The organism is Streptomyces sp. Je 1-79 (assembly GCF_025195125.1).
Taxonomy (GTDB): Bacteria; Actinomycetota; Actinomycetes; order Streptomycetales; family Streptomycetaceae; genus Streptomyces.
In genome coordinates this window covers 520737-546176 of sequence record NZ_JAMGSL010000002.1, presented here as the reverse complement: position 1 = coordinate 546176, position 25440 = coordinate 520737, and the positions used below count along the sequence as shown (strand labels likewise).

At 71.3% G+C, this 25440-nt stretch carries 18 protein-coding genes; 13 read left to right on the top strand and 5 right to left on the bottom strand.

The window, feature by feature from the left end; all coding sequences use genetic code 11:
- Window positions 1-65: 65 nt before the first annotated feature.
- On the bottom strand, window positions 66-515 hold the full coding sequence (locus M5362_RS33280; RefSeq protein ID WP_374214408.1) for an antitoxin: 450 nt from the start codon (window positions 513-515) through the stop codon (window positions 66-68).
- A 54-nt stretch (window positions 516-569) separates the two neighbouring features.
- Window positions 570-821, bottom strand: coding sequence for a hypothetical protein (locus M5362_RS05240; RefSeq protein ID WP_308354848.1), 252 nt, complete (start codon window positions 819-821; stop codon window positions 570-572).
- Window positions 822-1081: 260 nt separating this feature from the next.
- On the opposite strand from M5362_RS05240, the gene miaA reads away from it, so the two are divergent.
- From miaA to hflX, 6 genes are all read left to right on the top strand, one after another.
- Entirely contained in the window at window positions 1082-2020 is a 939-nt protein-coding gene (miaA, locus tag M5362_RS05235) for a tRNA (adenosine(37)-N6)-dimethylallyltransferase MiaA (RefSeq protein WP_260226112.1), read from the top strand.
- A 107-nt stretch (window positions 2021-2127) separates the two neighbouring features.
- Window positions 2128-2592 carry a hypothetical protein gene (locus tag M5362_RS05230; protein ID WP_260226175.1) on the top strand — a complete coding sequence of 155 codons (465 nt, stop codon included), beginning with the start codon at window positions 2128-2130 and terminating at the stop codon, window positions 2590-2592.
- A gap of 86 nt (window positions 2593-2678) precedes the next feature.
- Window positions 2679-3554, top strand: a complete 876-nt coding sequence (gene dapF / locus M5362_RS05225) for a diaminopimelate epimerase (RefSeq protein WP_260226111.1) — start codon at window positions 2679-2681, stop codon at window positions 3552-3554.
- A gap of 215 nt (window positions 3555-3769) precedes the next feature.
- Complete coding sequence (locus tag M5362_RS05220; protein ID WP_260226110.1) at window positions 3770-5905, top strand: bifunctional (p)ppGpp synthetase/guanosine-3',5'-bis(diphosphate) 3'-pyrophosphohydrolase; 2136 nt, start codon at window positions 3770-3772, stop codon at window positions 5903-5905.
- A gap of 96 nt (window positions 5906-6001) precedes the next feature.
- A complete protein-coding gene (locus M5362_RS05215; RefSeq protein ID WP_260226109.1) occupies window positions 6002-7507 on the top strand; it encodes a M1 family metallopeptidase in 1506 nt (501 codons plus the stop codon).
- A gap of 118 nt (window positions 7508-7625) precedes the next feature.
- Window positions 7626-9119, top strand: coding sequence for a GTPase HflX (gene hflX / locus M5362_RS05210; protein WP_260226108.1), 1494 nt, complete (start codon window positions 7626-7628; stop codon window positions 9117-9119).
- Between the two features lie 187 nt (window positions 9120-9306).
- Here hflX and M5362_RS05205 read toward each other — a convergent pair whose 3' ends face one another.
- Together M5362_RS05205 and M5362_RS05200 are read right to left on the bottom strand one after the other, a co-directional pair.
- Window positions 9307-10467 carry a serine protease gene (locus M5362_RS05205; RefSeq protein ID WP_260226107.1) on the bottom strand — a complete coding sequence of 387 codons (1161 nt, stop codon included), beginning with the start codon at window positions 10465-10467 and terminating at the stop codon, window positions 9307-9309.
- A 154-nt stretch (window positions 10468-10621) separates the two neighbouring features.
- A complete protein-coding gene (locus M5362_RS05200) occupies window positions 10622-11797 on the bottom strand; it encodes a serine protease (RefSeq protein ID WP_260226106.1) in 1176 nt (391 codons plus the stop codon).
- Between the two features lie 321 nt (window positions 11798-12118).
- Between M5362_RS05200 and M5362_RS05195 the strand changes: the two genes are divergently transcribed.
- The 5 genes from M5362_RS05195 (at window position 12119) to M5362_RS05175 (ending at window position 20350) form a co-directional block, all read left to right on the top strand.
- Window positions 12119-13600 (top strand): diaminobutyrate--2-oxoglutarate transaminase family protein, encoded by a 1482-nt coding sequence (locus M5362_RS05195; RefSeq protein WP_260226105.1) that lies wholly within the window; start codon window positions 12119-12121, stop codon window positions 13598-13600.
- A gap of 42 nt (window positions 13601-13642) precedes the next feature.
- The gene (locus M5362_RS05190) at window positions 13643-15517 is read left to right on the top strand and encodes an IucA/IucC family siderophore biosynthesis protein (RefSeq protein ID WP_260226104.1); all 1875 of its coding nucleotides are present in this window, start codon (window positions 13643-13645) and stop codon (window positions 15515-15517) included.
- Between the two features lie 64 nt (window positions 15518-15581).
- Window positions 15582-16400: a GNAT family N-acetyltransferase gene (locus M5362_RS05185; protein WP_374214407.1), complete on the top strand. Its 819-nt coding sequence runs from the start codon at window positions 15582-15584 to the stop codon at window positions 16398-16400.
- A 61-nt stretch (window positions 16401-16461) separates the two neighbouring features.
- A complete protein-coding gene (locus M5362_RS05180; protein WP_260226103.1) occupies window positions 16462-18339 on the top strand; it encodes an IucA/IucC family siderophore biosynthesis protein in 1878 nt (625 codons plus the stop codon).
- A 37-nt stretch (window positions 18340-18376) separates the two neighbouring features.
- Complete coding sequence (locus M5362_RS05175; protein WP_260226102.1) at window positions 18377-20350, top strand: ATP-dependent DNA helicase; 1974 nt, start codon at window positions 18377-18379, stop codon at window positions 20348-20350.
- A 178-nt stretch (window positions 20351-20528) separates the two neighbouring features.
- On the opposite strand, the gene lexA is transcribed toward M5362_RS05175, so the two are convergent.
- On the bottom strand, window positions 20529-21320 hold the full coding sequence (gene lexA / locus M5362_RS05170; RefSeq protein WP_260226101.1) for a transcriptional repressor LexA: 792 nt from the start codon (window positions 21318-21320) through the stop codon (window positions 20529-20531).
- A gap of 481 nt (window positions 21321-21801) precedes the next feature.
- Here lexA and nrdR point away from each other — a divergent pair, with 481 nt between their 5' ends.
- Together nrdR and M5362_RS05160 are read left to right on the top strand one after the other, a co-directional pair.
- Window positions 21802-22314: a transcriptional regulator NrdR gene (nrdR, locus tag M5362_RS05165; protein WP_260226100.1), complete on the top strand. Its 513-nt coding sequence runs from the start codon at window positions 21802-21804 to the stop codon at window positions 22312-22314.
- Window positions 22315-22473: 159 nt separating this feature from the next.
- A complete protein-coding gene (locus M5362_RS05160) occupies window positions 22474-25359 on the top strand; it encodes a vitamin B12-dependent ribonucleotide reductase (RefSeq protein ID WP_260226099.1) in 2886 nt (961 codons plus the stop codon).
- Window positions 25360-25440 lie beyond the last annotated feature (81 nt).

The following is a 25440-nucleotide window of genomic DNA, read 5'->3' as shown; positions in this document are numbered from 1 at the left end:
AGCATCATGCTCCGCGGCCGTCCGCCGTTCGGGAGGGAGAGCCGGGCGACGCCGGGCGTCGGAGGTCAGGCGGCCGGTGGGGTGGGCGGCGTCGGCGGAGTCGGACCCTGGCCGCCGCCGTGAGCTCCAGGGACGTCCTGGGCCCCCGGGGTTCCCTGAGCCCCCGGGGTCCCCTGAGCTCCAGGGGTTCCCTGAGCCCCCTGAGCCCCCGGGGTCCCTGGGGTTCCCTGAGCCCCCTGACCCCCCGGGGTCCCTGGGGTTCCCTGAGTCCCCTGAGCTCCGTCCGGGCCCGGCGTGGAGCCGTCGTCCTTGTGGGCGATCCGCTCAAGGGCGCCCTTGGCCTTGCCGGTACCCGACTCGATCTTGGTGCTGTACTTGCCCTTGGTCTTCTCGTCGACCAGCCTCGCGGCCTTGTCCAGACCTTGATCGATCTTGGCCTCATGCTGCTGCGCGAGATCCGAGACCTTCTCCTTGGCCGGGGCGAGCTTGGCCTTCAGTGAATCCAGGAGACCCATGGGTCACCTTCCCTCCGGGTGAGTCCGTATGCCGCGCCCCGTCTCCGGGAGCCGCTACTTCCGGGCGCCTTCGCCGGCCTCGTTGTCGGCGGCCTCGTCGGCCGACTGCTGCTTCGGAATCTCCACGACCTCGACCACCTCGGCGACCTCCGCCTCGGCGGCCTCCGTCCCGGCGGCGCCGTCGCGCGCCTCGGGGATGTCGGACTGCCCGACGGTCGAGCCCGCCTCGGAGCCGTCCTCCGTCTCGGCCTCACCGGACCCGCCGCTCCGCGCTCCGGCCTCCGCCTCCTCCGGCGCGTCCGTCACGACATCAGCCTGGGCCTCCTCCGCCGACGCCTCGGCAGCTTCCTTGCTCTTCCGCCGAAACATTGCAAAAACGCCCATTTCAACTCCATAGCGTACTCGTGTGGGAAAAGCCCCGCGGCGCCCGGGGCGCCCTGTTGCGCCACCCGGCGCAGCCGGTACGGAAACCGGCGGTCGGAACCTCGCAACTGGCAACGAACCCGGTTGCGGGTCGTCACGTCGCTCATTCGGGGACCAGTCGGGAGGTTTGCGAGACTGTGACGGTGAGAAGTGCAGCTCCCGCCCCGCGGGTCATCGCCGTCGTCGGTCCCACAGCGGCCGGAAAGTCCGATCTGGGTGTATTCCTCGCCCGGCAACTGGGCGGCGAGGTCGTCAACGCCGACTCGATGCAGCTCTACCGAGGGATGGACATCGGTACCGCCAAGCTGACGCTCGAAGAGCGCGGCGGCATCCCGCACCACCTCCTCGACATCTGGGACGTGACGGAGGCCGCCAGCGTCGCCGAGTACCAGCGTCGCGCGCGCGCCGAGATCGACCGGCTGCTCGCCGAAGGCCGCACCCCGGTCCTGGTCGGCGGCTCCGGCCTGTACGTACGGGGCGCCATCGACGCGCTCGAGTTCCCGGGCACCGACCCTGCCGTCCGGGCCCGCCTTGAGGCCGAGCTGGAGGAGCGGGGCTCCGGCGTCCTGCACACCCGCCTCGCCGAGGCCGACCCCGAGGCCGCACGCGCGATCCTGCCCAGCAACGGCCGCCGGATCGTCCGGGCCCTGGAGGTCATCGAGATCACCGGCAAGCCCTTCACGGCCAACCTGCCCGGCCCGGACTCCGTCTACGACACCGTGCAGATCGGCGTCGACGTGGCGCGTCCCGAACTCGACGAGCGGATCACCACGCGCGTGGACCGGATGTGGGAGGACGGTCTCGTGGACGAGGTGCGCACGCTCGAGGCGCGAGGGCTGCGGGAGGGGCGCACGGCCGCCCGCGCGCTGGGCTACCAGCAGGTGCTCGCGGCGCTCGCGGGGGAGTGCACGGAGGACGAGGCGCGCGCCGAGACCGTACGCGCCACCAAGCGCTTCGCGCGCCGTCAGGACTCGTGGTTCCGGCGCGACCCGCGGGTGCATTGGCTGAGTGGAGCGGCGGAGGACCGTGGGGAACTCCCGCGGTCGGCGCTGACGTTGGTCGAACGAGCGGTCACAGCCTGATCACGTGATGGCATCGGGACGCCATGCCCGTCATTCCAGAGGTCTCTGGCGTGCCATCATCGAGCATCGATCGACCAAGTGGAGTCCGAGTGGGAGGGCGCGTGGCGATGGAGGCCGGCCCTCGCGACAGAGAACAGCACGAAGCGGCCCCGGGCGAAGCTCCGGGTGACGCGCCCGGTTTGAGCCCGGACGGTCCGGACGAGGCCGAGGGCACGGCCGTGGAGGTCGACGCCGACGAGGTCGAGGTCGAGCTGCGGCCGCAGCGCCGGCTGCGGATCTGGCAGCTGGCGCCCATCGTGGGCCTCGCCGCCCTCGGCTCGCTGATGTTCGCCTTCCCCCTCGCCTTCGGTTCCGGCGACGGCGGTGCCGTCGTCGCCATGCTCGGCCTCCTGATCAGCTCCTGCGCCGCCGGCTGGGGCATGATGGCGGCCCGCCGGGTCGGCTCCGCCTGGCCGGGCCTCCCGGCCCGTGGCTCCGGCGAGCGGCCGAACTGGCGCGTGATCGCCCTGTACGTGTTCTTCAGCGCGCTCCTGGTCGCCCTGGCCGTCTGGCGCGTGGCCCGCCTCCGCTGACGGCCCGATCGGCGGCTCCGGCGGCGCGCCGCCCGAGCGGTGGACCGTCGAGGCGGGTGTCGGACCCGACCCGTACAGTTGATCCCGTGACCACCACGCAGACCTCGCCGCTCGCATTCCTCAAGGGCCACGGGACCGAGAACGACTTCGTGATCGTCCCCGACGCCGACAACGCCATCGAGCTGTCGCCCGCCGCCGTCGCGCGGATCTGCGACCGACGGGCCGGTATCGGCGGCGACGGGGTGCTGCACGTGGTCCGGAGCGCGGCCCACCCCGAGGCCCGCTCCATGGCCGACGAGGCCGAGTGGTTCATGGACTACCGGAACGCGGACGGCTCGGTCGCCGAGATGTGCGGCAACGGCGTCCGCGTCTTCGCCCGCTATCTGGAGCGCGCCGGGCACATCACCGCCGGCGAGGTCGCCGTCGCCACCCGCGGCGGGATCAAGCGGGTCCATCTGGACAAGGACGGGTCCGTCACCGTCTCCATGGGCCGCGCCCGGCTTCCCGAGGATGGCGTCACCGTCTCCGTCGACGGCCGCAGCTGGCCCGCCCGCAACGTGAACATGGGCAATCCGCACGCCGTCGCCTTCGTCGACTCCCTCGACCACGCGGGTGACCTGTTCACCGAGCCCCCCTACGCCCCGGCCGAGGTCTTCCCGGACGGTGTGAACATCGAGTTCGTCGCCGACCGCGGCCCCCGCCACGTGGCCATGCGTGTACACGAGCGCGGTGCCTCCGAAACCCGCTCCTGCGGCACGGGCGCCTGCGCCGTCGCCGTGGCCACCGCCCGCCGGGACGGCGTCGATCCCGCCGTGAGCGGGACGCCCGTGACGTACACCGTCGACGTCCTCGGCGGCACGCTGCTCATCACCGAGCACCCCGACGGGGAGCTGGACATGACCGGCCCGGCCGTCATCGTCGGCGAAGGCACGATCGACCCCGCCTGGCTGACCGGTCACTGACCCTCGGCGCCGGTACCGTACGGCGTAAGGACCGACAGGGCCCGACGGACATATTCGAAACAGTCAACGACTGATCGTTCGCTCGAATGGGTGATCCGTTTCACGCTGGGCGAGAGCGGGACTGCGCCCCGTGGTGGGGTCGGTAGCATCAAGCACCGGCCCCGCGGGCACGCCTTGCCCGACCACCGCCGGTCGACGCCGCCGGAGGTGCCCCAGTGAGTGCAGAGGCCACCAACCCTGTCAGCGCAGCGGAGGCCACGGGCCCCGACGCTCCGAACCGCAGGCGCGCCCGCCCGAGGATCGACCTCCGCCGGCTGGGCCGCGCCGCTCTCGGACCCACCACCCGGGGCCGCCTGCCCGACGCCATCGGACATGTCGCGGAGGCCCATCGGGCCCATCACCCCGACGCCGACCTGGCCGTGCTGCGCCGCGCCTACGTCCTGGCCGAGTTCTCGCACCGCGGACAGTTCCGCAAGAGCGGTGAGCCGTACATCACCCACCCGCTCGCGGTCACCCTGATCCTCGCCGAACTCGGCGCGGAGACGACGACGTTGACCGCCGCCCTCCTCCACGACACCGTCGAGGACACCGAGGTGACGCTCGATCAGGTTCGGGAGGAGTTCGGCGCCGAAGTCGCCTATCTCGTCGACGGCGTCACCAAGGTGGAGAAGATCGACTACGGCGCCGCCGCCGAACCGGAGACCTTCCGCAAGATGCTCCTCGCCACCGGCAACGACGTCCGCGTGATGTCGATCAAACTCGCCGACCGGCTCCACAACATGCGCACCCTCGGCGTGATGCGGCCCGAGAAACAGGTCCGGATCGCCAAGGTCACCCGCGACGTCCTCATCCCGCTCGCCGAACGGCTCGGCGTCCAGGCGCTCAAGACCGAGCTGGAGGACCTCGTCTTCGCGATCCTCCACCCCGAGGAGTACGAGAACACCCGCGCCCTCATCGCCGAGAACACCGGGGCGGGCGACGACCTCGCCACCATCGCAGACAGCGTCTCCGCCGTCCTGCGCGAGGCGGACATCGCCGCCGAAGTCCTCGTCCGCCCCCGGCACTTCGTCTCCGTCCACCGCGTCCGCCTCAAGCGCGGCGACCTGCGCGGCGGCGACTTCGGCCGACTCCTCGTCCTGGTGGCCGAGGACGCCGACTGTTACGCCGTCCTCGGCGAACTCCACACCTGTTTCACCCCGGTGATCTCCGAGTTCAAGGACTTCATCGCGGCCCCCAAGTTCAACCTGTACCAGTCACTGCACACCGCCGTCGCCGCCCCCGACGGGGCCGTCGCCGAAGTCCTCATCCGTACGCACCAGATGCACAAGGTCGCCGAGGCCGGCGTCGTCGCGCTGGGCAACCCGTACACGCCCCCGACGATCGGCGACGGCGTCGAGCCCGCCGAGGACGGCGAACGCGCCGACCCCACCCGCCCCGGCTGGCTCTCCCGGCTCCTCGACTGGCAGGAGTCCACCCCCGACCCCGACACCTTCTGGACCTCGCTCCGCGCCGACCTCGCCGAGGACCAGGAGATCACCGTCTTCCGCGCCGACGGCGGCGCCCCCGGCACGATCAGCCTGCCCGCCGGGGCGAGCTGCGTCGACGCCGCCTACGCCCAGCACGGCGCCGCCGCCCACAACTGCCTCGGGGCGCGCGTCAACGGCCGCCTGGCGACGCTCAGTACGGTCCTGAACGACGGCGACACCGTCCAGCTGCTGCTCGCCCAGGACTCCACGTCCGGCCCCTCCCCGGGCTGGCTGGAGCACGCCCGTACGCCCGCCGCGAGAATCGCGATCACCGCCTGGCTCCAGGCGCACCCCGAAGCCGTCAAGGCGCCGGAAGCCGACCCGAGGCCGCCCGTCTCCGTCACCGCCGACCGGCGCTCGGGCGCCAAGCTCCACGCGGACCTGCCCGGCGCCCCGGCCACCGCCGTACGCCCGGCCGGCTGCTGCACCCCCGTACCCCCCGACGAGATCACCGGCTTCCAGGTCCGCGGCGGATCCGTCACCGCCCACCGCGCCGGCTGCGCCGCCGTCGGGGCGATGAGACGGCTGGGGCGCGCACCCGTCACCGTCCGCTGGGGCGACACCGCGGAGTGCCGCGTCACGCTCGTCGCCGAGGCCTTCGGCCGGCCCCGGCTCCTCGCCGACCTCACCGAGGCCATCGCCGGAGAGGGCGTCGCCGTCGTCTCGGCGACCGTCGAGCCCCCCGTCGAGCAGCGGGTCCGGCACACGTACACGCTGCAACTTCCCGACGCCGCCGGGCTGCCCGCGCTGATGCGGGCCATGCGCGACGTACCCGGGGTGTACGACGTGAACCGCGCCCGGCACCCCGCGACGCACGAGGAGTGAGGTCAGGACGGTGACGTCAGCGCCGGAGTGACCCCTTCGGGTGGTGGGTGAGCGCGCCGTCCGGGGGAGCGGCGAACGCACTGGTAGCCGTAGCCCATGCCGCTCACACCCCGAAACCCGTCCCCACGCGCGCGGTGGCTGCGCTCCGCCGTCCTCGTCGCCGCATCGGCCGGGCTCGTCGCCGCCGCCCTCCCCGCGCCGACGCCGCTCGGCATCGGAGACCCGCTCTTCCCGCACCTCGGCAACCCGGGCTACGACGTCCTCACGTACGACATCGACCTCACGTACCCGGGAAAGAACACCGAACCGCTCGCCGCCGTGACCCGGATCGAGGCCCTCGCCACGGACGATCTGGAGCGGATCAACCTCGACTTCACGCACGGGACGGTCGCCTCCGTCACCGTCGACGGAGCGCCGGCGTCCTTCCAGAGCAGCGGCGAAGACCTGGTGATCACCCCCGCCCAGGCGGTGGAGAGCGGCGACGCGCTGGCCATCGCCGTCACCCACACCAGCGACCCCACCGGTTCCGCCGACGTCGGCGGCTGGGTCCGTACCGGCGACGGCCTCGCCATGGCCAACCAGGCCGACGCCGCCCACCGGGTCTTCCCCTCCAACGATCACCCCGCCGACAAGGCGTACTTCACCTTCCGGATCACCACGCCCAGCTCGCTCACCGCCGTCGCCAACGGCCTGCCGGCGGGCCGGACCACGGACGGAACCACCACCACCTGGACCTACCGCACGACCCACCCCATGGCCACCGAGCTCGCCCAGGTCTCCATCGGCCGTACGACCGTCGTCCACCGGACCGGGCCCCACGACCTGCCCCTGCGGGACGTGGTCCGTACCGCCGACCGGGACCTTCTGGAGCCCTGGCTCAAGCGCACCCCCGGCCATGTGGAGTGGATGGAGCGCCAGGTCGGCCCCTACCCCTTCGAGACCTACGGGCTGCTGATCGCCGACGCCACGACCGGATTCGAGCTGGAGACGCAGACCCTCTCCCTCTTCGAGAGAAGACTGTTCACCGAGCCCGGGTTCCCGGAGTGGTACGTCGACTCGATCATGGTCCACGAGCTGGCCCACCACTGGTTCGGCAACAGCGTCTCGCCCCGCACCTGGTCCGACCTGTGGCTCAACGAGGGGCACGCCAGCTGGTACGAGGCGCTGTACGCGGAGGAGACCGCGGGGCAGTCCCTGGAGCGGCGTATGAAGGCCGCCTACGCCTCCTCCGACGCCTGGCGCGCGGACGGCGGCCCGCCCGCCGCCCCCGAGCCGCCCACGCCGGGCCAGAAGATCAGCCTCTTCCGCCCCGTGGTGTACGACGGGAGCGCGCTCGTCCTCTACGCGCTGCGGCAGGAGATCGGCGCGGAGGCCTTCCAGGCGGTGGAGCGTCGCTGGGTCACCGAACACCGGGACGCCACCGCGACCACCGCCGACTTCACCGCGCTGGCATCCGAGATCGCGGGGCGTGACCTCACGTCCTTCTTCGACGGCTGGCTGTACGCCGAGAAGACCCCGCCGATGCCCGGGCACGCGGACTGGCGCTCCCGGCCGGCCGAGAAGACCCGAGGCGGCGTGAGGACCGCCGTGAAACCCGGATGACGCGCCCGGGCCGACCGTGACACCATCGTCAGGTCGACGACGCGGCCGGCCCGGGAATCTTTCGGTGCCGTCACACGTTGTGATCGACGCAACGACTTTCCATCGACGTAAGGATCAAATGACCTCCTCTTCATCCCCTTCCCAGGACGAGCAGAGCTTCGCGGAGACGCGCCGCACCGAGAGCCTTCGGGCCGATGCCCTGATGGAAGAGGACGTCGCCTGGAGCCACGAGATCGACGGAGAGCGGGACGGCGATCAGTTCGACCGCTCCGAGCGCGCGGCTCTGCGGCGTGTGGCGGGCCTCTCCACCGAGCTCGAGGACGTCACCGAGGTCGAGTACCGGCAGCTGCGCCTGGAGCGTGTGGTGCTGGTCGGCGTGTGGACCTCGGGGACCGTCCAGGACGCGGAGAACTCTCTCGCCGAACTGGCGGCCCTCGCCGAGACGGCGGGTGCCCTCGTACTCGACGGCGTGATCCAGCGCCGTGACAAGCCCGACCCGGCCACCTTCATCGGTTCGGGCAAGGCCCGTGAGCTGCGGGACATCGTGCTCGAGTCCGGCGCCGACACCGTCGTCTGTGACGGCGAGCTCAGCCCCGGCCAGCTCATCGCCCTCGAAGACGTCGTCAAGGTGAAGGTGGTCGACCGGACCGCCCTGATCCTCGACATCTTCGCCCAGCACGCCAAGTCCCGAGAGGGCAAGGCGCAGGTCGCGCTCGCGCAGATGCAGTACATGCTGCCGCGACTGCGAGGCTGGGGTCAGTCGCTCTCCCGTCAGATGGGTGGCGGCGGCGGTGGCGGCATGGCCACCCGTGGTCCCGGTGAGACCAAGATCGAGACCGACCGGCGTCGGATCCGCGAGAAGATGGCGAAGATGCGCCGGGAGATCGCGGAGATGAAGACCGGCCGTGACATCAAGCGGCAGGAGCGGCGCCGTCACAAGGTTCCCTCCGTCGCCATCGCCGGTTACACCAACGCCGGCAAGTCCTCCCTGCTCAACCGGCTGACCGGCGCGGGTGTGCTGGTGGAGAACGCACTGTTCGCCACCCTCGACCCGACCGTGCGCCGGGCCGAGACGCCCGGCGGCCGGGTGTACACCCTGGCCGACACGGTCGGGTTCGTACGGCATCTGCCGCACCACCTGGTCGAGGCGTTCCGCTCCACCATGGAGGAGGTCGGGGACTCCGACCTGATCCTGCACGTGGTGGACGGCTCGCACCCGGCACCGGAGGAGCAGCTCGCCGCCGTACGCGAGGTGTTCCGCGACGTCGGCGCGGTGAACGTGCCGGAGGTCGTGGTCGTCAACAAGGCGGACGCGGCCGACCCGCTCGTACTGCAGCGGCTGATGCGGGCCGAGCGGCACGCGATCGCCGTCTCCGCCCGCACGGGCGAGGGCATCGAGGAGCTGCTCGCGCTCATCGACGCCGAGCTGCCGCGTCCGAACGTGGAGATCGAGGCACTCGTGCCGTACACGGAAGGCGGTCTCGTCTCCCGGGTGCACGCCGAGGGTGAGCTGCTCTCCGAGGAGCACACGCCCGAGGGCACGCTGCTCAAGGCGCTGGTGCACGAGGAGCTGGCGGCGTTCCTGACGCCGTACGTAGCGGCCGCTCACTGACCGGTTCGCCTGCGACAGACGGAAGGCCCCGCCCCCGATCAGGGGGGCGGGGCCTTCCGCGTTCCATCTGTTCGCGGGGCTCGGCGGCGCTGCCGTCGGGTCGGCGCTGCCGAGCGCCGGCGGGTGGGGTCAGCGCTGTCGAGCCGCAGCGGGTGAGGTCAGCGCTGCCGAGCGCCGGCGGGCGGGGTCATCGGGCGAACTTCTTGCTCACCATCTCGTGCGCGTCCTTCGCGCCCCGGCCCAGGAGCGGACCCGCAAGCCAGCCGTTGCCGCCGGCCGGACCGATCGAGGTGTTCGACACCAGCGCGGTCGTCCCGTTGGGCAGGGCACGGAACCAGCCGCCACCGGACGAGCCACCGGTCATGGTGCAGCCGATGCGGTACATGGTCGGCGTGGCCGGCGCGGTGGTCATCCGGGTCGCCCGGTCCAGGCACTTGTGCATGATCAGACCGTTGTACGGCGGTGCCGCCGGGTAGCCCCAGGCGCCCACCGTCCCGGCCTGCGCAGGCGCCGGAGCCGAGAAGTCGACCGGCAGCGCCGCGCCGACGGTCTCCTCAAGGGACTTCTTGCCCTGGGCCGGCTTCACGTGCAGCACGGCGTAGTCGTACGGCCAGGCGGCGTTCGTGCCCCCGCGCTGGATCCACTCGCCCGAGGTCACCGCCCAGTCGGCCCAGTACTGGCCGTAGGGCGCCTCCTCGTGGGGCTGGGCGTTGCGCAGGGCGGCCGGGGACTTGCCGAGGTCGTTGTAGGCGGGGACGAAGGTGATGTTGCGGTACCACCCGCCGCGCTGACCGGCGTGCACGCAGTGGCCCGCGGTCCACACCATGTTGGACTTGCCGGGCCGGCGCGGGTCCTTCACGATCGTGCCGGAACAGACCATGTGGCCCTGGGGCGAGTCGAAGAAGATCTTGCCGACCGGTGCCGCGTTGCGGTGGTACGGCGTCTTCTCCCGCTGGGCCTGGACGGGCCGCGGCACGGGGTCGCTGCCCCCGGAGCCCGCGGTGGAGGCGATCGTCTGGTCCGGGCTCTTCGCGGACTGCATCCGCCGGGAGTCCCAGAGTCCCTCGATCACCGGGTTGACGAAGTCCTCTGCCTCACGGAGCCAGGTGTCCGTGTTCCAGTTCTTCCACTCGCCGTTCTTCCACTTGTCCGGGTCGACGCCGTGCTTCTTCAGCTTGTCGGCGAGGTCCTGGGGAAGCGCCGCGTCGCCGCCTCCGGTGGCGGGGGCGCTGGTCTCCGCCGCGGGCTTGTCGGCCGCCGGGGTCTCGGTCGGGCCGCAGGCGGTGGCGGTCAGCGCGAGGGCCGACGCCAGCGCGGCGAAGGTCGGTATGAGTCGTGTGGAGCGCATGAGTAGTGATCCCCCTGATGATGGTTCCCGCGTCCCGGGCGCCGTCACGGACCGAATGCCGTGGTCCGGTTGCCATGGACGCGTCACTTGCGGTGCACAGTATGCCCGTGGCGAGGGGCGGGACCCCGCAGGGTCCCGCCCCGTCGACCGTCGTCTAGCGGCCGGCGAACTTCTTGCTTACCTCGTCGTAGATGCCCTTCGCCTCGGCGCCCAGGCGAGGACCGGCGAGCCAGCCGGCCGTCACCGGGCCGATCGAGGTGTTGGACACCAGCGCCGGCTTGCCGTCCTTGCCCGCGGCCACCCAGCCGCCACCGGACGAGCCACCGGTCATGGTGCAGCCGATGCGGTGCATCGTCGGCTGATCCGCCTTCACCGAGAGCCGGCCCGGCTTGTCCTTGCACTGGTACATCTTCTGGCCGTCGAACGGCGGACCGGCCGGGTATCCGGTCGCCTCCATGCTGGCGATCTTCGACACCGCGGGGGCGTTGAAGTCCACCGGAAGCGCCGAACCGACCGTCTCCTCCAGCGACTTGCCCGTGCCACCCTTCTCCGGCGTCACATGGATGACCGCGAAGTCGTACGGAGCGCCCTGGCCGCCGGTCGCCGCACCCTCGGAGATCCACTGCTCGGAGGTCTGGGCCCAGTCGCCCCACCACACGCCGTACGGGGCGACCTGCTCGCGGGTCGCCTCCTGCAGCTTCGCGGTCGGCAGGGAGCGGTCGTTGTACGAGGGCACGAAGGCGATGTTGCGGTACCAGCCGCCCTTCTTGCCCGCGTGCACGCAGTGGCCCGCCGTCCAGACCATGTTGGACTTGCCGGGGTTGGCCGGGTCCTTCACGACCGTGGCCGAGCAGACCATCGACCCCTCGGGGCCGTCGAAGAACACCTTGCCCGCCTCGGGCACGTTGGAGTGGTACGGCGCCGGCACGGCCTTCGCCCTGACCCGCGCGGGGGTCGGGTCGGTCACCCCCTCGTCACCCGAGATGTCCCCTTCCTCGACCGGCTTGTCGGGGCGCTGGGCATCGCGCATCCGGTCCGGGTCCCAGAGGTCCTCGATGATCGGGTTGACGTAGTCCTTCGCCTCACGCAGCCACTTGTCGCGATCCCAGTTCTTCCACTCGCCGTTCCTCCACTTGTCCAGGTCGATCCCGTGCTCCTTGAGCCGGTCCTTGAGATCGTCCGGAATCGTGATCTTGTCGCCGGTGGACGGGCTCGCGGGCACGCTGGGCTTGTCGCCCGCGTTCTCCTCGGTCGGGCCGCAGGCCGTCGCCGTCAGCGTCAAGGCCGCGACGGCGGCTGCCGCGGCCAGCAGCGGACGAATCGATCGCATCTCGTGCTCCCCCTGGGACTACGTCAACTTGTGCATGAGTGAACTGTGGTGGCCCCGTGACCGGGGCCGAAGTGCGGCCCCCACTATGCCGGTGCCGGAGGGGACGGTACCGGGCCGGTCCACGGTTCCGCCCGGCGTACGGCCGTTGCCGGGTCGTGATCCCGACCACGCCAAGGATCTTGGGATTCTCCCGTGATCCTTGGCAGTTCCCGTCGTTGGTACGTACGGGGGACACAGAGGAGGCGTTCAGTGCTGCCCTTCGCAGGGCGGAGCAACGTACCGATGTGCAACGCAACTGTTACAGCGGGAGGACACCGAGCCGTGGCCGTGACCGAACCAGCTCCGGCCGTACCGTCGGCCGCGCAGGCGCACCAGGGTGAGCGGAGAGCCGGCGAGGGGGGTGCTCTCGAAGGCATCCTGCGCCGCCAGTCGTTGCGCGAATCGGCGGCGCGCACCTACGCGCGCTCGCTGCCGATCGTTCCCGTACGGGCCAGAGGACTGACCATCGAGGGCGCCGACGGCCGACGCTACCTGGACTGCCTCTCCGGCGCGGGGACCCTGGCCCTCGGGCACAACCACCCGGTGGTCCTCGAAGCCATCAAGAAGGTGCTCGACTCCGGGGCCCCACTGCACGTCCTCGACCTCGCCACCCCGGTCAAGGACGCCTTCACCACCGAACTGTTCGCCACACTGCCGGCCGGACTCGCCGACGACGCACGCATCCAGTTCTGCGGACCGGCCGGGACGGACGCCGTCGAGGCAGCCCTCAAACTCGTCCGCACGGCGACCGGCCGCAGCGGGCTGCTCAGCTTCACCGGCGCCTACCACGGCATGACGGCCGGCGCCCTGGACGCCTCGGGGGGCGCGACGGACGTACGGGTCGCCCGGCTGCCCTACCCGCAGAACTACCGCTGCCCCTTCGGCGTCGGCGGCGAACGCGGAGCCGAACTGGCCGCACGCTGGACCGAGAACCTCCTCGACGACCCCAAGAGCGGGGTCACCACCCCCGCCGCGATGATCCTCGAACCGGTGCAGGGGGAGGGCGGTGTCATCCCCGGCCCCGACGACTGGATGCGCCGCATGCGGGAGATCACAGCCGCCCGCTCCATCCCCCTCATCGCCGACGAGGTCCAGACCGGCGTCGGCCGCACCGGCGCCTTCTGGGCCGTCGAGCACAGCGGCATCGTTCCCGACGTCATGGTCCTCTCCAAAGCCATCGGCGGCTCCCTCCCGCTCGCCGTCATCGTCTACCGGGCGGAGCTCGACGCCTGGGAGCCCGGCGCCCACGCGGGCACCTTCCGGGGCAACCAGCTCGCCATGGCCGCCGGCGCCGCCACCCTCGCGTACGTACGCGAGAACAAGCTCGCCGACCGCGCCGCCACCCTCGGCGCCCGGATGCTCGGCCGCCTCCAGGGCCTGGCCGCCGCCCACCCCTGCATCGGCGACGTCCGCGGCCGAGGGCTCATGATCGGCGTCGAGCTCGTGGACCCGGACACCCCCGGAGCCCACGCCGGCCCCCCACCGGTCGACCAGCCCCTCGCCGTCGCCGTCCAGCAGGCGTGCCTGCACCGAGGGCTGATCGTCGAACTCGGCGGCCGGCATTCGGGCGTCGTCCGACTCCTGCCGCCGCTCACCCTCACCGACGAGCAGGCCGAGGCCGTCCTCGACCGCTTCGCCGACGCCCTGGCCGCCGCCGAACGCGCCCACCGCCCGCGCCGCCCCGCGCCCGCCGCCCTCCTCCGGAACGCCCCCGGACCCACCGGACGGGCCGGGGCGACCGGTCCGACCGGGCCGTCCCACTGATCCCGGACCGAACCCGGACACCCTCACAAGGAAGCCCCCCCCGTGAACGCCACCCCCGCCTCCGAAGCGTCCGACACCGGCAGCGCCGCCCACGGCCCGCTCACCGTCGAGCAGGCCACCGTCCCGCGCCAGCACTCCGGCCCGTACGACACCCAGCCCTCGCCCGCGCTCACGGTCGCGGGCGGCGCCGTCACCCGGCAGGATCCCCTCGACGACCCGGATCCGCGGCGCGCCGCCGATGCCGCCACCATCGAGAACCTGCTGCGCTGCTGGGTACGGGAGAAGAACCTGCCCGCCCCGGCCTCCACCACCCTCCGCATCCCCCTCGAAGCCAGCGGCACCGCCCTGCTCGTCCCCGTCCTCCATTGGTCGGCCACGGGATGGCACCGCTTCGGTCCGCCCGCCCTCGAAGGGCTCCACGCCACCGCCCCCCACGTCGACGCCGTCACCGTGGCCGCCCTGATCAGCCGCGAGACCGGCCGCCCCGAAGGCACCGAGCTCGTCGGCCGTGTCGCCGACTCGGCCCGCCGCACCGCCGACTTCATCGCCGAGCGGCGTCGCCGCCCGAACCCCGGACCCGAAGCCGACCTCTTCCTCACCGCCGAACAGTCCCTGCTGCTCGGCCACCCGCTCCACCCCACCTCCAAGAGCCGCGAAGGTCTCTCCGACGCCGAGGCCCGGCTCTACTCACCCGAGCTGCACGGCTCCTTCCCGCTGCACTGGATGGCCATCGACCTCTCGGTCCTCGCGTCCGACTCCGCCTGGACCGAACAGGGCCGCGCCGTCACCGCCGTCCAGCTCGCCACCGGCCTCGCCGAAGGACTCGAACTGCCCGCGGGCTCGGTCCCCTTGCCCCTGCACCCGTGGCAGGCGCGCGAACTGGCCCACCGCCCGGCTGTCGCCTCCCTCCTCACCTCCGGCCTGCTCCACGACCTCGGCCCCGCCGGAGCCGCCTGGCACCCCACCTCCTCCGTCCGTACCGTGCACCGGCCCGGCGCCCGGACGATGCTCAAACTCTCCCTCGGCGTCCGCATCACCAACTCCCGCCGCGAGAACCTCCGCAAGGAGCTCCACCGCGGCGTCGAGGTCCACCGGCTCCTGCGCACGGGTCTCGTCGACGAGTGGCAGGCCGCTCACCCGGGCTTCGACATCGTCCGCGACCCCGCCTGGCTCGCGGTCGACACCCCGGACGGCGAACCCGTCCCCGGACTCGACGTCATGATCCGGCACAACCCCTTCACCGCCGGGGACGACGCCGTCTGCATCGCCGCCCTCACCGCCCCACGCCCCTGGCCCGGCAGCACGCGGATGCGCTCCCGCCTCGCCGACATCGTCGTCCGCCTGGCCGCCCGAACCGGGCGCCCCACCACCGCCGTCGCCGCCGAGTGGTTCCTGCGCTACCTCGACCAGGTCATCCGCCCCGTCCTCTGGCTCGACGGCATGGCCGGCGTCGCCCTGGAGGCCCACCAGCAGAACACCCTGGTGCTCCTCGACCCCGACGGCTGGCCCGTCGGCGGCCGTTACCGCGACAACCAGGGCTACTACTTCCGTGAGTCCCGCCGCGACGACCTCGAGGCCCGCCTCCCCGGCATCGGAGACTTCAGCGACACCTTCGTCTCCGACCAGGTCACCGACGAACGCTTCGCCTACTACCTCGGCATCAACAACGTCCTCGGGCTCATCGGAGCCTTCGGTGCCCAGCACCTCGCAGACGAACGCGTCCTGCTCGCCGGATTCCGCCAGTTCCTCACCTCCGCCACCAGCCTCGGCTCCCCACTGCCGCACCGGCTCCTGGAGGCGGCGACCCTGCGCTGCAAGGCCAACCTCCTCACCCGCCTGCACGGCCTCGACGAGCTCGTCGGTCCCGTCGACACCCAATCCGTCTACGTCACCATCACCAACCCCCTCCGTTCCTGAAGCCCACCCCGGCCGCACGGCCGAAGACCACCACCCCGACCGAACCGCCGAGAGGAGACCCACCGTGCCTCCCACGGATGCGCGTCCCGGCACCGTCACGGGCGTCGACAGCGGCCCCGCCGGGTCCGAATCCGGCCCCGAATCCGCCGGGTCCGAATCCGGCCCCGGCTCCGGTCCCGAGTCCGGCTTCGCTGACGGAGCCGGCCCCCTGCCCCCCGCCGGCACGGGGAGCGAGGACACCCTGGACCTGCACCTCTCGGACGAACTCGTCGCCCTGATCGCGGCCGGCGAGTCCATGGCGACCTCGGACGGCGACCTCCTCGACGCGGTCGCCTCCTGGGGCCCCGCCACCACGCCCGTCGGCACGTTCCAGCTCGTGCCCGTGAGGACCGAGCGGGACCTGCCCCTCATCGCACGGTGGATGAACGACCCGGCGGTCTCCGCCTTCTGGGAGCTCGCCGGCGCCGAGACCGTCACGGCCGAGCACATCCGCGCCCAACTCGACGGCGACGGCCGCAGCGTGCCCTGCCTCGGCCTCCTCGACTCCACCCCCATGAGCTACTTCGAGATCTACCGCGCCGACCTCGACCCGCTCGCCCGGCACTATCCGGCCCGCCCGCACGACACCGGCATCCACCTCCTCCTCGGCGGCGTCGCCGACCGAGGCCGTGGTGTCGGTACCGCGCTCCTCCGTGCCGTCGCCGATCTCGCGCTCGACCACCGTCCCCGATGCACCCGTGTCATCGCCGAACCCGACCTTCGCAACACCCCTTCCGTCTCCGCCTTCCTGAGCGCCGGCTTCCGCTTCTCCGCGGAAGTCGACCTCCCCGACAAACGAGCCGCCCTCATGGTCCGCGACCGGGCCCTTCGTCACGTCCTGTGAACGCCTCCCTGCCTTACATACACCGCTCGAACCACAGCGGTTCCCACCCCGAGGAGTCCTCGTGCCGACGTCCCCTGCCACCCATGACTCCACACCGTTCTCACCCGCCGAGCTGACCCCCGAGGCCTGGGCCCGCGCAGCCTCCCGCCTGCTCGCCAAGACCATCGCCGAGTTCGCGTACGAGGAGATCGTCGAGCCCGTCCCGGCGACCGACACGGAAGCTGGCACGGCGCCCCGCACGGAAGCTGGCACGGCGCCCCGCACGGAAGGCGGCACGGCGCCCCGCCCACCCCACACCCCTGCCGGTCCGCAGCCCTACGTCCTGCGCCTCGACGACGGCTCCGCCCTGACCTTCACAGCCGTCCGAGGCGCCTACGGAAGCTGGCGCATCACCCCCGGCTCACCGATGTGCGACGGACAGCCGCTGACCGACCCCCTCGATTTCCTGGTCCGGGCCCGCCGCCTGCTCGGCCTCGACGGAGCGACCCTCGGCCATCTGATCCGCGAGCTCACCACCACCCTCGCCGCCGACGCCCGCCTCGACCGGACGGCCCTCACCGCCGATCGGCTCGCCGAGCTCGGGTACGCCGAACTCGAAGGCCACCAGACCGGCCACCCCTGGCTCGTCCTCAACAAAGGCCGGATCGGCTTCTCCGCCACCGACGCAGCCCGCTGGGCCCCGGAAGCCCGCCGCCCGGACCGGCTGCCCTGGCTCGCCGTCAGCACCGACCTCGCCCGCTACCGCGGAGTCCCCGGCCTCGACACTCCCGACCGGCTCTACACCCGCGAACTCGACGCCGACGTCCGCGAGACTTTCCGCGCGACGTTGCGGGACCGAGGCCTCGACCCCGACAGGTATCTCCTCCTGCCCGTTCACCCCTGGCAGTGGGACGAGGTCGTCCTCCCGCTCTACGCCCCCGCGGTCGCCGCCGGAGCGATCGTGCCGCTGCCCGCCGACGGCGACCTGCACCTGCCGCAGCAGTCCGTCCGCACCTTCCTCAACACGAGCAGGCCGGACCGGCACACCGTGAAGCTGCCGCTCTCCGTACTCAACACCCTCGTCTGGCGCGGGCTCCCGACGGAGCGGACCCTCGCCGCGCCCGCCGTCACCTCCTGGGTCCACGGGCTCCGCGACGCCGATCCGTTCCTGCGCGACGAGTGCGGCGTGATCCTCCTCGGCGAGGTCGCCTCCGTCACCGTCGAACACCCTCTCTACGACCGGCTGCCCGAGGTCCCCTACCAGTACAAGGAACTCCTCGGCGCGATCTGGCGCGAACCACTCAGGCTCCCGGCCGGCGAACGCGCCCGGACCCTGGCCGGCCTCCTGCACACCGATCCGAACGGCCGCGCCTTCGTCGCCGAACTCGTCGAGCGATCCGGACTCGCCCCCACCGCCTGGCTCCAACGGCTCTTCGCCGCCCTGCTGCCCCCGCTGCTGCACTTCCTCTACCAGTACGGCACCGTCTTCTCCCCGCACGGCGAGAACGCCATCGTCGTCTACGACGACCGTGACGTCCCCGTGCGCCTGGCGATCAAGGACTTCGTCGACGACGTCAACATCAGCTCCCACCCGCTCCCCGAGCACGAGGCGATGCCGGACGACGTCCGCGCCGTCCTGCTCACCGAGGACCCCGCCTTCCTCACCCAGTTCATCCATTCGGGGCTGTTCGTCGGCGTCTTCCGTTACCTGGCACCGCTGTGCGAGGAGCAACTCGGCGTTCCCGAGGCAGACTTCTGGGCTCTCGTGCGGGCCGAGATCCTTCGTCACCAGGGACGCTTTCCCGAGCTGAAGGAACGGTTCGAGCTCTTCGATCTCCTCACCCCGCGGATCGAGCGGCTCTGTCTCAACCGCAACCGTCTGCATCTGGACGGCTACCGCGACCGCCCGGAGCGGCCGCACGCCGCAGTCCACGGGACGGTCCCGAATCCGCTCGCGTGATCCGGCTGTCAGTGCCGAGCCGTAGGGTGGACGCGCTATGACGAAGCCATCCCTCCCCGACCTCCTGCACGCCGCCGTCTCCGCCGTCGGCGGTACGGAGCGCCCCGGCCAGGTCACCATGGCCGAGGCTGTTGCCGAGGCCATCGACGACAGCTCCCACCTGCTGGTCCAGGCCGGCACCGGCACCGGAAAGTCCCTCGGCTATCTGGTGCCGGCGCTGGCGCACGGTGAGCGCGTGGTGGTCGCCACGGCCACACTGGCGCTCCAGCGCCAGCTGGTCGAGCGCGATCTTCCGCGTACCGTCGACGCCCTGCACCCGCAGCTTCGCCGGCGTCCGGAGTTCGCGATGCTCAAGGGGCGGTCGAACTACCTCTGCCTCCACCGCCTCCACGAGGGGGTGCCGCAGGACGAGGAGGAGGGCCTCTTCGACCCCTTCGAGGCGGCCGCCCCGACCAGCAAGCTGGGGCAGGACCTGCTGCGGCTCCGCGACTGGTCGGACGAGACCGAGACGGGCGACCGGGACGACCTGACCCCCGGTGTCTCGGACCGCGCCTGGGCCCAGGTGTCGGTCTCCTCCCGGGAGTGCCTGGGCGCCAGCAAGTGCGCGTACGGCGCGGAGTGCTTCGCCGAGGCGGCTCGTGAGCGTGCCAAGCTCGCCGAGGTCGTCGTCACCAATCACGCCCTCCTCGCCATCGACGCGATCGAGGGCGCCCCGGTGCTGCCGCAGCACGAAGTGCTGATCGTCGACGAGGCCCATGAGCTCGTCTCCCGCGTCACCGGCGTCGCCACCGGCGAGCTCACCCCTGGCCAGGTCAACCGGGCCGTCCGCCGCTCGGCGAAACTGGTCGACGAGAAGGTCGCCGACCAGCTCCAGACCGCGGCGGAGGGCTTCGAGCGGCTGATGGAGCTGGCCCTGCCGGGCCGTCTTGAGGAGATCCCGGAGGACCTGCGCTACGCGCTGATGACGCTGCGCGACGCCTCGCGCGCGGTGATCTCGGCGCTCGGTTCCACCCGCGACAAGTCCGTCCAGGACGAGGACGCCGTCCGCAAGCAGGCCCTGGCCTCCGTGGAGACCGTCCACGGGGTCGCCGAGCGCATCACGCAGGGCTCCGAGTACGACGTCGTCTGGTACGAACGCCACGACCGGTTCGGCGCTTCGCTGAGGGTCGCCCCGCTCTCCGTCTCCGGGCTGCTGCGCGACAAGCTCTTCGCGGACCGGTCCGTCGTGCTCACCTCGGCCACCCTGAAGCTGGGCGGCGACTTCAACGGGGTCGGGGCCTCCCTCGGCCTTGCCCCCGAAGGTACGCAGGGCGACGACATCCCGCTGTGGAAGGGGATCGACGTCGGCTCGCCGTTCGACTACCCCAAGCAGGGGATCCTGTACGTCGCCAAGCACCTGGCCCGCCCCGCCCGGGACGGCGACCGTGGCGACATGCTCGACGAACTCACGGAGCTGATGCAGGCGGCGGGCGGCAGGACGCTCGGTCTCTTCTCCTCGATGCGGGCCGCCCAGCTCGCCGCCGAGGAGCTGCGCTCCCGTATCCCCGAGTACCCGATCCTGCTCCAGGGCGAGGACACACTCGGCGAGCTGATCAAGAACTTCTCCGCCGATCCGCAGACGTGCCTCTTCGGCACGCTCTCCCTCTGGCAGGGAGTGGACGTCCCCGGCGCCAGCTGCCAGCTGGTCGTGATGGACAAGATCCCGTTCCCGCGCCCCGACGACCCGCTGATGAGCGCCCGCCAGAAGGCGGTCGAGGACGCGGGCGGCAATGGTTTCATGGCCGTCGCCGCCACCCACGCGGCCCTGCTGATGGCCCAGGGCGCGGGACGTCTCGTACGGGCCACCGGAGACCGGGGTGTCGTCGCCGTACTCGATCCGCGGCTCGCGACGGCCCGGTACGGCAGCTATCTGAAGGCTTCGCTGCCCGACTTCTGGTACACGACCGACCGCAACCAGGTGCGCAAGTCACTGGCGGCGATCGATGCCGCCTCGAAGGCCGCAGGGGCCTGAGGAACGGCCCTGCCCTGGCGCGGCCAGTGGTCCGGCGGCTGCCAGCCGCCCGGGAGGGCCGCAGGGCCGAGAAACAGGTCCGGGTTCTGCCGCGACACGGCAGGACCCGGAGGGCGGAGCAGGGCCCCGGAACCGGCGCAGTGGGTCCCGGGGCCCGGTCAGAGCCGGCGAGGTGGTGTCAGACCCGCCGCAGTACCGCCACGACCTTGCCGAGGATGGTGGCCTCGTCACCAGGGATCGGCTGGTACGCCGCGTTGTGCGGCAGCAGCCAGACATGGCCGTCCTCGCGCTTGAAGCGCTTGACCGTGGCTTCGCCGTCGAGCATGGCCGCGACGATGTCGCCGTTCTCCGCGACCGGCTGCCGGCGGACGGTGACCCAGTCGCCGTCACAGATCGCCGCCTCGATCATCGAGTCACCGACGACCTTCAGGACGAAGAGCTCGCCGTCGCCGACGAGCTGCCGAGGGAGCGGGAACACGTCCTCGACCGACTCCTCGGCGAGGATCGGACCACCGGCGGCGATCCGGCCGACGAGGGGCACGTACGACGCGGCGGGCTTGCCCGTGGTGTCCGTCGGCTGGGGGCTCGGCTGGTCGGAGCCGCGGACCTCGTACGCCCGGGGGCGGTGCGGGTCACGGCGCAGGAAGCCCTTGCGCTCCAGCGCCATCAGCTGGTGCGCTACGGAGGAGGTGCTGGAGAGGCCCACGGCCTGGCCGATCTCCCGCATCGACGGCGGGTAGCCTCGCCGCTGCACCGAGTCCCTGATGACCTCGATCACCCGGCGCTGCCGGTCGGTGAGGCCGGAGCTGTCGGCCCGGATGCCTGGAGGTCGTCCCGGCAACGAGCGCGCAGGTCGGCCTGGCTCCCCGTCCCCGTTCATGGCTGCGTCATTCATGGCATGCACCGCCTCGAGTCGGCCCTGGGAGCGGTCCTGGGCAGTGATGGTGGCACTGTCTGCGGTGGTGGTCACGTCGGCGGCCCCTCTCGAAATGGTCTCCCTGGCTGGCACAACGGTAGTGGCTTTCGAAAGGTTGCGCCAAACACACGTTCGAGTGAAAAATCGCAGATTGCCTTACGTGTATGCGCAGGTGGGTGTATGTAGAGGCCCGGGCGCCAGTGGCAATTCGGTCATTACGGTAGCGTCCAGCGGCGGGTCGCACGCGGGCGGGGGGTGCCCTTTCAGTCTCGCACCCGCGGGGGCCGAATCGGCGGAGCCGCGCGCTTCCCGTACCCTCGTTGCCGGCCCCTTCCGCGCGGGCGGCGCGACACGCGCGAAGCGCCGGAAATCGGGCCCAACCCCAGATCTAGTGGTTGGATTGGATCAGCCACCTACAAGTTGTGGTCCCCGGTCCACCGGGGGTGCCCGCATCGCCTATGCTGGTGGTCGCTTCGAGGGGCCTTGACGGGCCTGGCGAAGCCATTCAGTCGTGCCGTGAGGGAGGGTCGGAACCATGCATTGCCCCTTCTGCAGGCACCCCGACAGCCGTGTCGTCGACAGTCGCACCACCGACGACGGGACGTCGATCCGACGCCGCCGCCAGTGCCCCGACTGCTCCCGTCGTTTCACGACGGTCGAGACGTGCTCGCTCATGGTGGTGAAGCGGTCGGGCGTGACCGAACCATTCAGCCGTACCAAGGTCATCTCCGGCGTGCGCAAGGCGTGCCAGGGGCGGCCCGTGACCGAGGACGCCCTCGCCAAGCTCGGCCAGCGGGTCGAGGAGGCGGTGCGCGCCACCGGGAGCGCCGAGCTGACCACCCACGACGTGGGGCTGGCCATCCTCGGCCCGTTGCAGGAGCTCGACCTCGTCGCGTACCTGCGTTTCGCGTCCGTCTACAAGGCTTTCGACAGCCTCGACGACTTCGAGGCGGCTGTCGCGGAACTCCGTGAGCGTCGACCCCTCGCGGAAGACCGCGGGACCGGAGCGACCCCCGAGGTCCCCGTTCCCGCCACCGCCGCCGACTGACCGGCCGCCCGGACCGGCGGTCCGGGCGTGGCCGGCCGTGCGCGGCCGAAAAGACGTGTCGCGAGTGCCCCGAGCGGTGCCCGCGACAGCAGACAAGAAGACAGTGCCCTGGGACTATCTGGGTGCTTCAAGGTGTTTTGCCCGTATATGGGAGGCGGCATGACAGAGACGGCGAGCGGTCCGGCACGAGGTTCCCGCGCAAAGGGAGCCAAGGCCAAGGGCCTGCGTATCGAGCGCATCCACACCACCCCGGGCGTGCATCCGTACGACGAGGTGGTCTGGGAGCGTCGTGACGTCGTCATGACCAACTGGCGCGACGGCTCGGTCAACTTCGAGCAGCGTGGCGTCGAGTTCCCCGACTTCTGGTCGGTGAACGCGGTCAACATCGTCACCAGCAAGTACTTCCGCGGGGCCGTCGGCACCCCGCAGCGCGAGACCGGGCTGAAGCAGCTCATCGACCGGATCGTGAAGACCTACACGAAGGCCGGCGAGGAGCACGGCTACTTCGCGTCCCCCGCCGACGCCGAGATCTTCGAGCACGAGCTGGCGTACGCCCTCCTGCACCAGATCTTCAGCTTCAACTCGCCGGTCTGGTTCAACGTCGGAACGCCTCAGCCGCAGCAGGTCTCCGCCTGCTTCATCCTGTCCGTCGACGACTCCATGGAGTCGATCCTCGACTGGTACAAGGAAGAGGGCATGATCTTCAAGGGCGGCTCCGGCGCCGGCCTGAACCTCTCCCGCATCCGCTCCTCCAAGGAGCTGCTCTCCTCCGGCGGCAACGCCTCCGGCCCGGTCTCCTTCATGCGCGGCGCCGACGCCTCCGCGGGAACGATCAAGTCGGGCGGCGCCACGCGCCGTGCGGCCAAGATGGTCATCCTCGACGTCGACCACCCCGACATCGAGGACTTCATCCAGACCAAGGTCAAGGAGGAGGAGAAGATCCGCGCCCTGCGTGACGCGGGCTTCGACATGGACCTGGGCGGCGACGACATCACGTCCGTCCAGTACCAGAACGCCAACAACTCGGTCCGCGTGAACGACACGTTCATGAAGGCGGTCGAGCAGGGCGGCAAGTTCGGCCTGACGTCCCGTATGACCGGCGAGGTCATCGAGGAGGTCGATGCCAAGTCGCTCTTCCGCAAGATGGCCGAGGCCGCCTGGGCCTGCGCCGACCCGGGCATCCAGTACGACGACACGATCAACCACTGGCACACCTGCCCCGAGTCCGGCCGCATCAACGGCTCGAACCCGTGCAGCGAGTACATGCACCTGGACAACACGTCCTGCAACCTCGCCTCGCTGAACCTGATGAAGTTCCTCAAGGACGACGGCAAGGGCAACCAGTCGTTCGACTCGGAGCGCTTCGCCAAGGTCGTCGAGTTGGTCATCACGGCGATGGACATCTCCATCTGCTTCGCGGACTTCCCGACCCAGAAGATCGGTGAGAACACCCGCGCCTTCCGTCAGCTGGGCATCGGCTACGCCAACCTCGGCGCCCTGCTCATGGCCACCGGCCACGCCTACGACTCCGACGGCGGCCGCGCCCTGGCCGGTGCCATCACTTCGTTGATGACAGGTACGTCGTACAAGCGCTCCGCCGAGCTCGCCGCGGTCGTCGGCCCGTACGACGGCTACGCCCGCAACGCCGAGCCGCACCAGCGCGTCATGAAGCAGCACGCCGACGCCAACACCGTGGCCGTCCGCATGGACGACCTGGACTCGCCGATCTGGGCCGCGGCCACCGAGGCCTGGCAGGACGTCCTGCGCCTCGGCGCCAAGAACGGCTTCCGCAACGCCCAGGCCTCGGTCATCGCCCCGACCGGCACCATCGGTCTCGCGATGTCCTGCGACACCACCGGCCTCGAGCCCGACCTCGCCCTGGTCAAGTTCAAGAAGCTGGTCGGCGGCGGCTCGATGCAGATCGTCAACGGCACCGTCCCGCAGGCCCTGCGCCGCCTGGGTTACCAGGAGGAGCAGATCGAGGCGGTCGTCGCCCACATCGCCGAGAACGGCAACGTGATCGACGCCCCCGGTCTGAAGACCGAGCACTACGAGGTCTTCGACTGCGCCATGGGCGAGCGCTCCATCTCCGCGATGGGCCACGTCCGCATGATGGCGGCCATCCAGCCGTGGATCTCCGGCGCGCTCTCCAAGACCGTGAACCTGCCGGAGACGGCCACGGTCGAGGACGTCGAGGAGGTCTACTTCGAGGCCTGGAAGATGGGCGTCAAGGCGCTCGCCATCTACCGCGACAACTGCAAGGTCGGCCAGCCCCTCTCCGCCAAGAAGAAGGAGGAGGAGAAGGTCGAGGTCACCGCGAAGTCCGAGGCGACGATCCGCGAGGCCGTCGAGAAGGTCGTCGAGTACCGTCCGGTCCGCAAGCGCCTGCCCAAGGGCCGCCCGGGGATCACCACCTCCTTCACGGTCGGTGGCGCCGAGGGGTACATGACCGCCAACTCCTACCCGGACGACGGTCTCGGCGAGGTCTTCCTGAAGATGTCCAAGCAGGGTTCGACGCTCGCCGGCATGATGGACGCCTTCTCCATCGCCGTCTCGGTCGGTCTGCAGTACGGCGTCCCGCTGGAGACGTACGTCTCGAAGTTCACCAACATGCGCTTCGAGCCGGCCGGCATGACCGACGACCCGGACGTGCGGATGGCGCAGTCGATCGTCGACTACATCTTCCGCCGCCTGGCGCTGGACTTCCTGCCCTTCGAGACGCGCTCGGCGCTCGGCATCCACTCGGCCGAGGAGCGTCAGCGTCACCTGGAGACGGGCTCCTACGAGCCCGCCGAGGACGAGGTGGACGTCGAGGGCCTGGCCCAGTCCGCACCGCGCCAGACGGAGACCCTGAAGGCCGTCTCGACCCCGCCGAAGGCGGAGATCCCGGCCCCGCAGCAGGCACACACCTCGGCGGAGCTCGTCGAGATGCAGCTGGGCATCAGCGCGGACGCCCCGCTCTGCTTCTCCTGCGGTACGAAGATGCAGCGGGCCGGCTCCTGCTACATCTGCGAGGGCTGCGGCTCGACCAGCGGCTGCAGCTGATACCGGGCCCGGCCCGGGGGTGAGAGTCCCGGTCGGGGGCGGTGGTGCCGATGTCTCGGCGCCACCGCCTCCGGCGTTTGC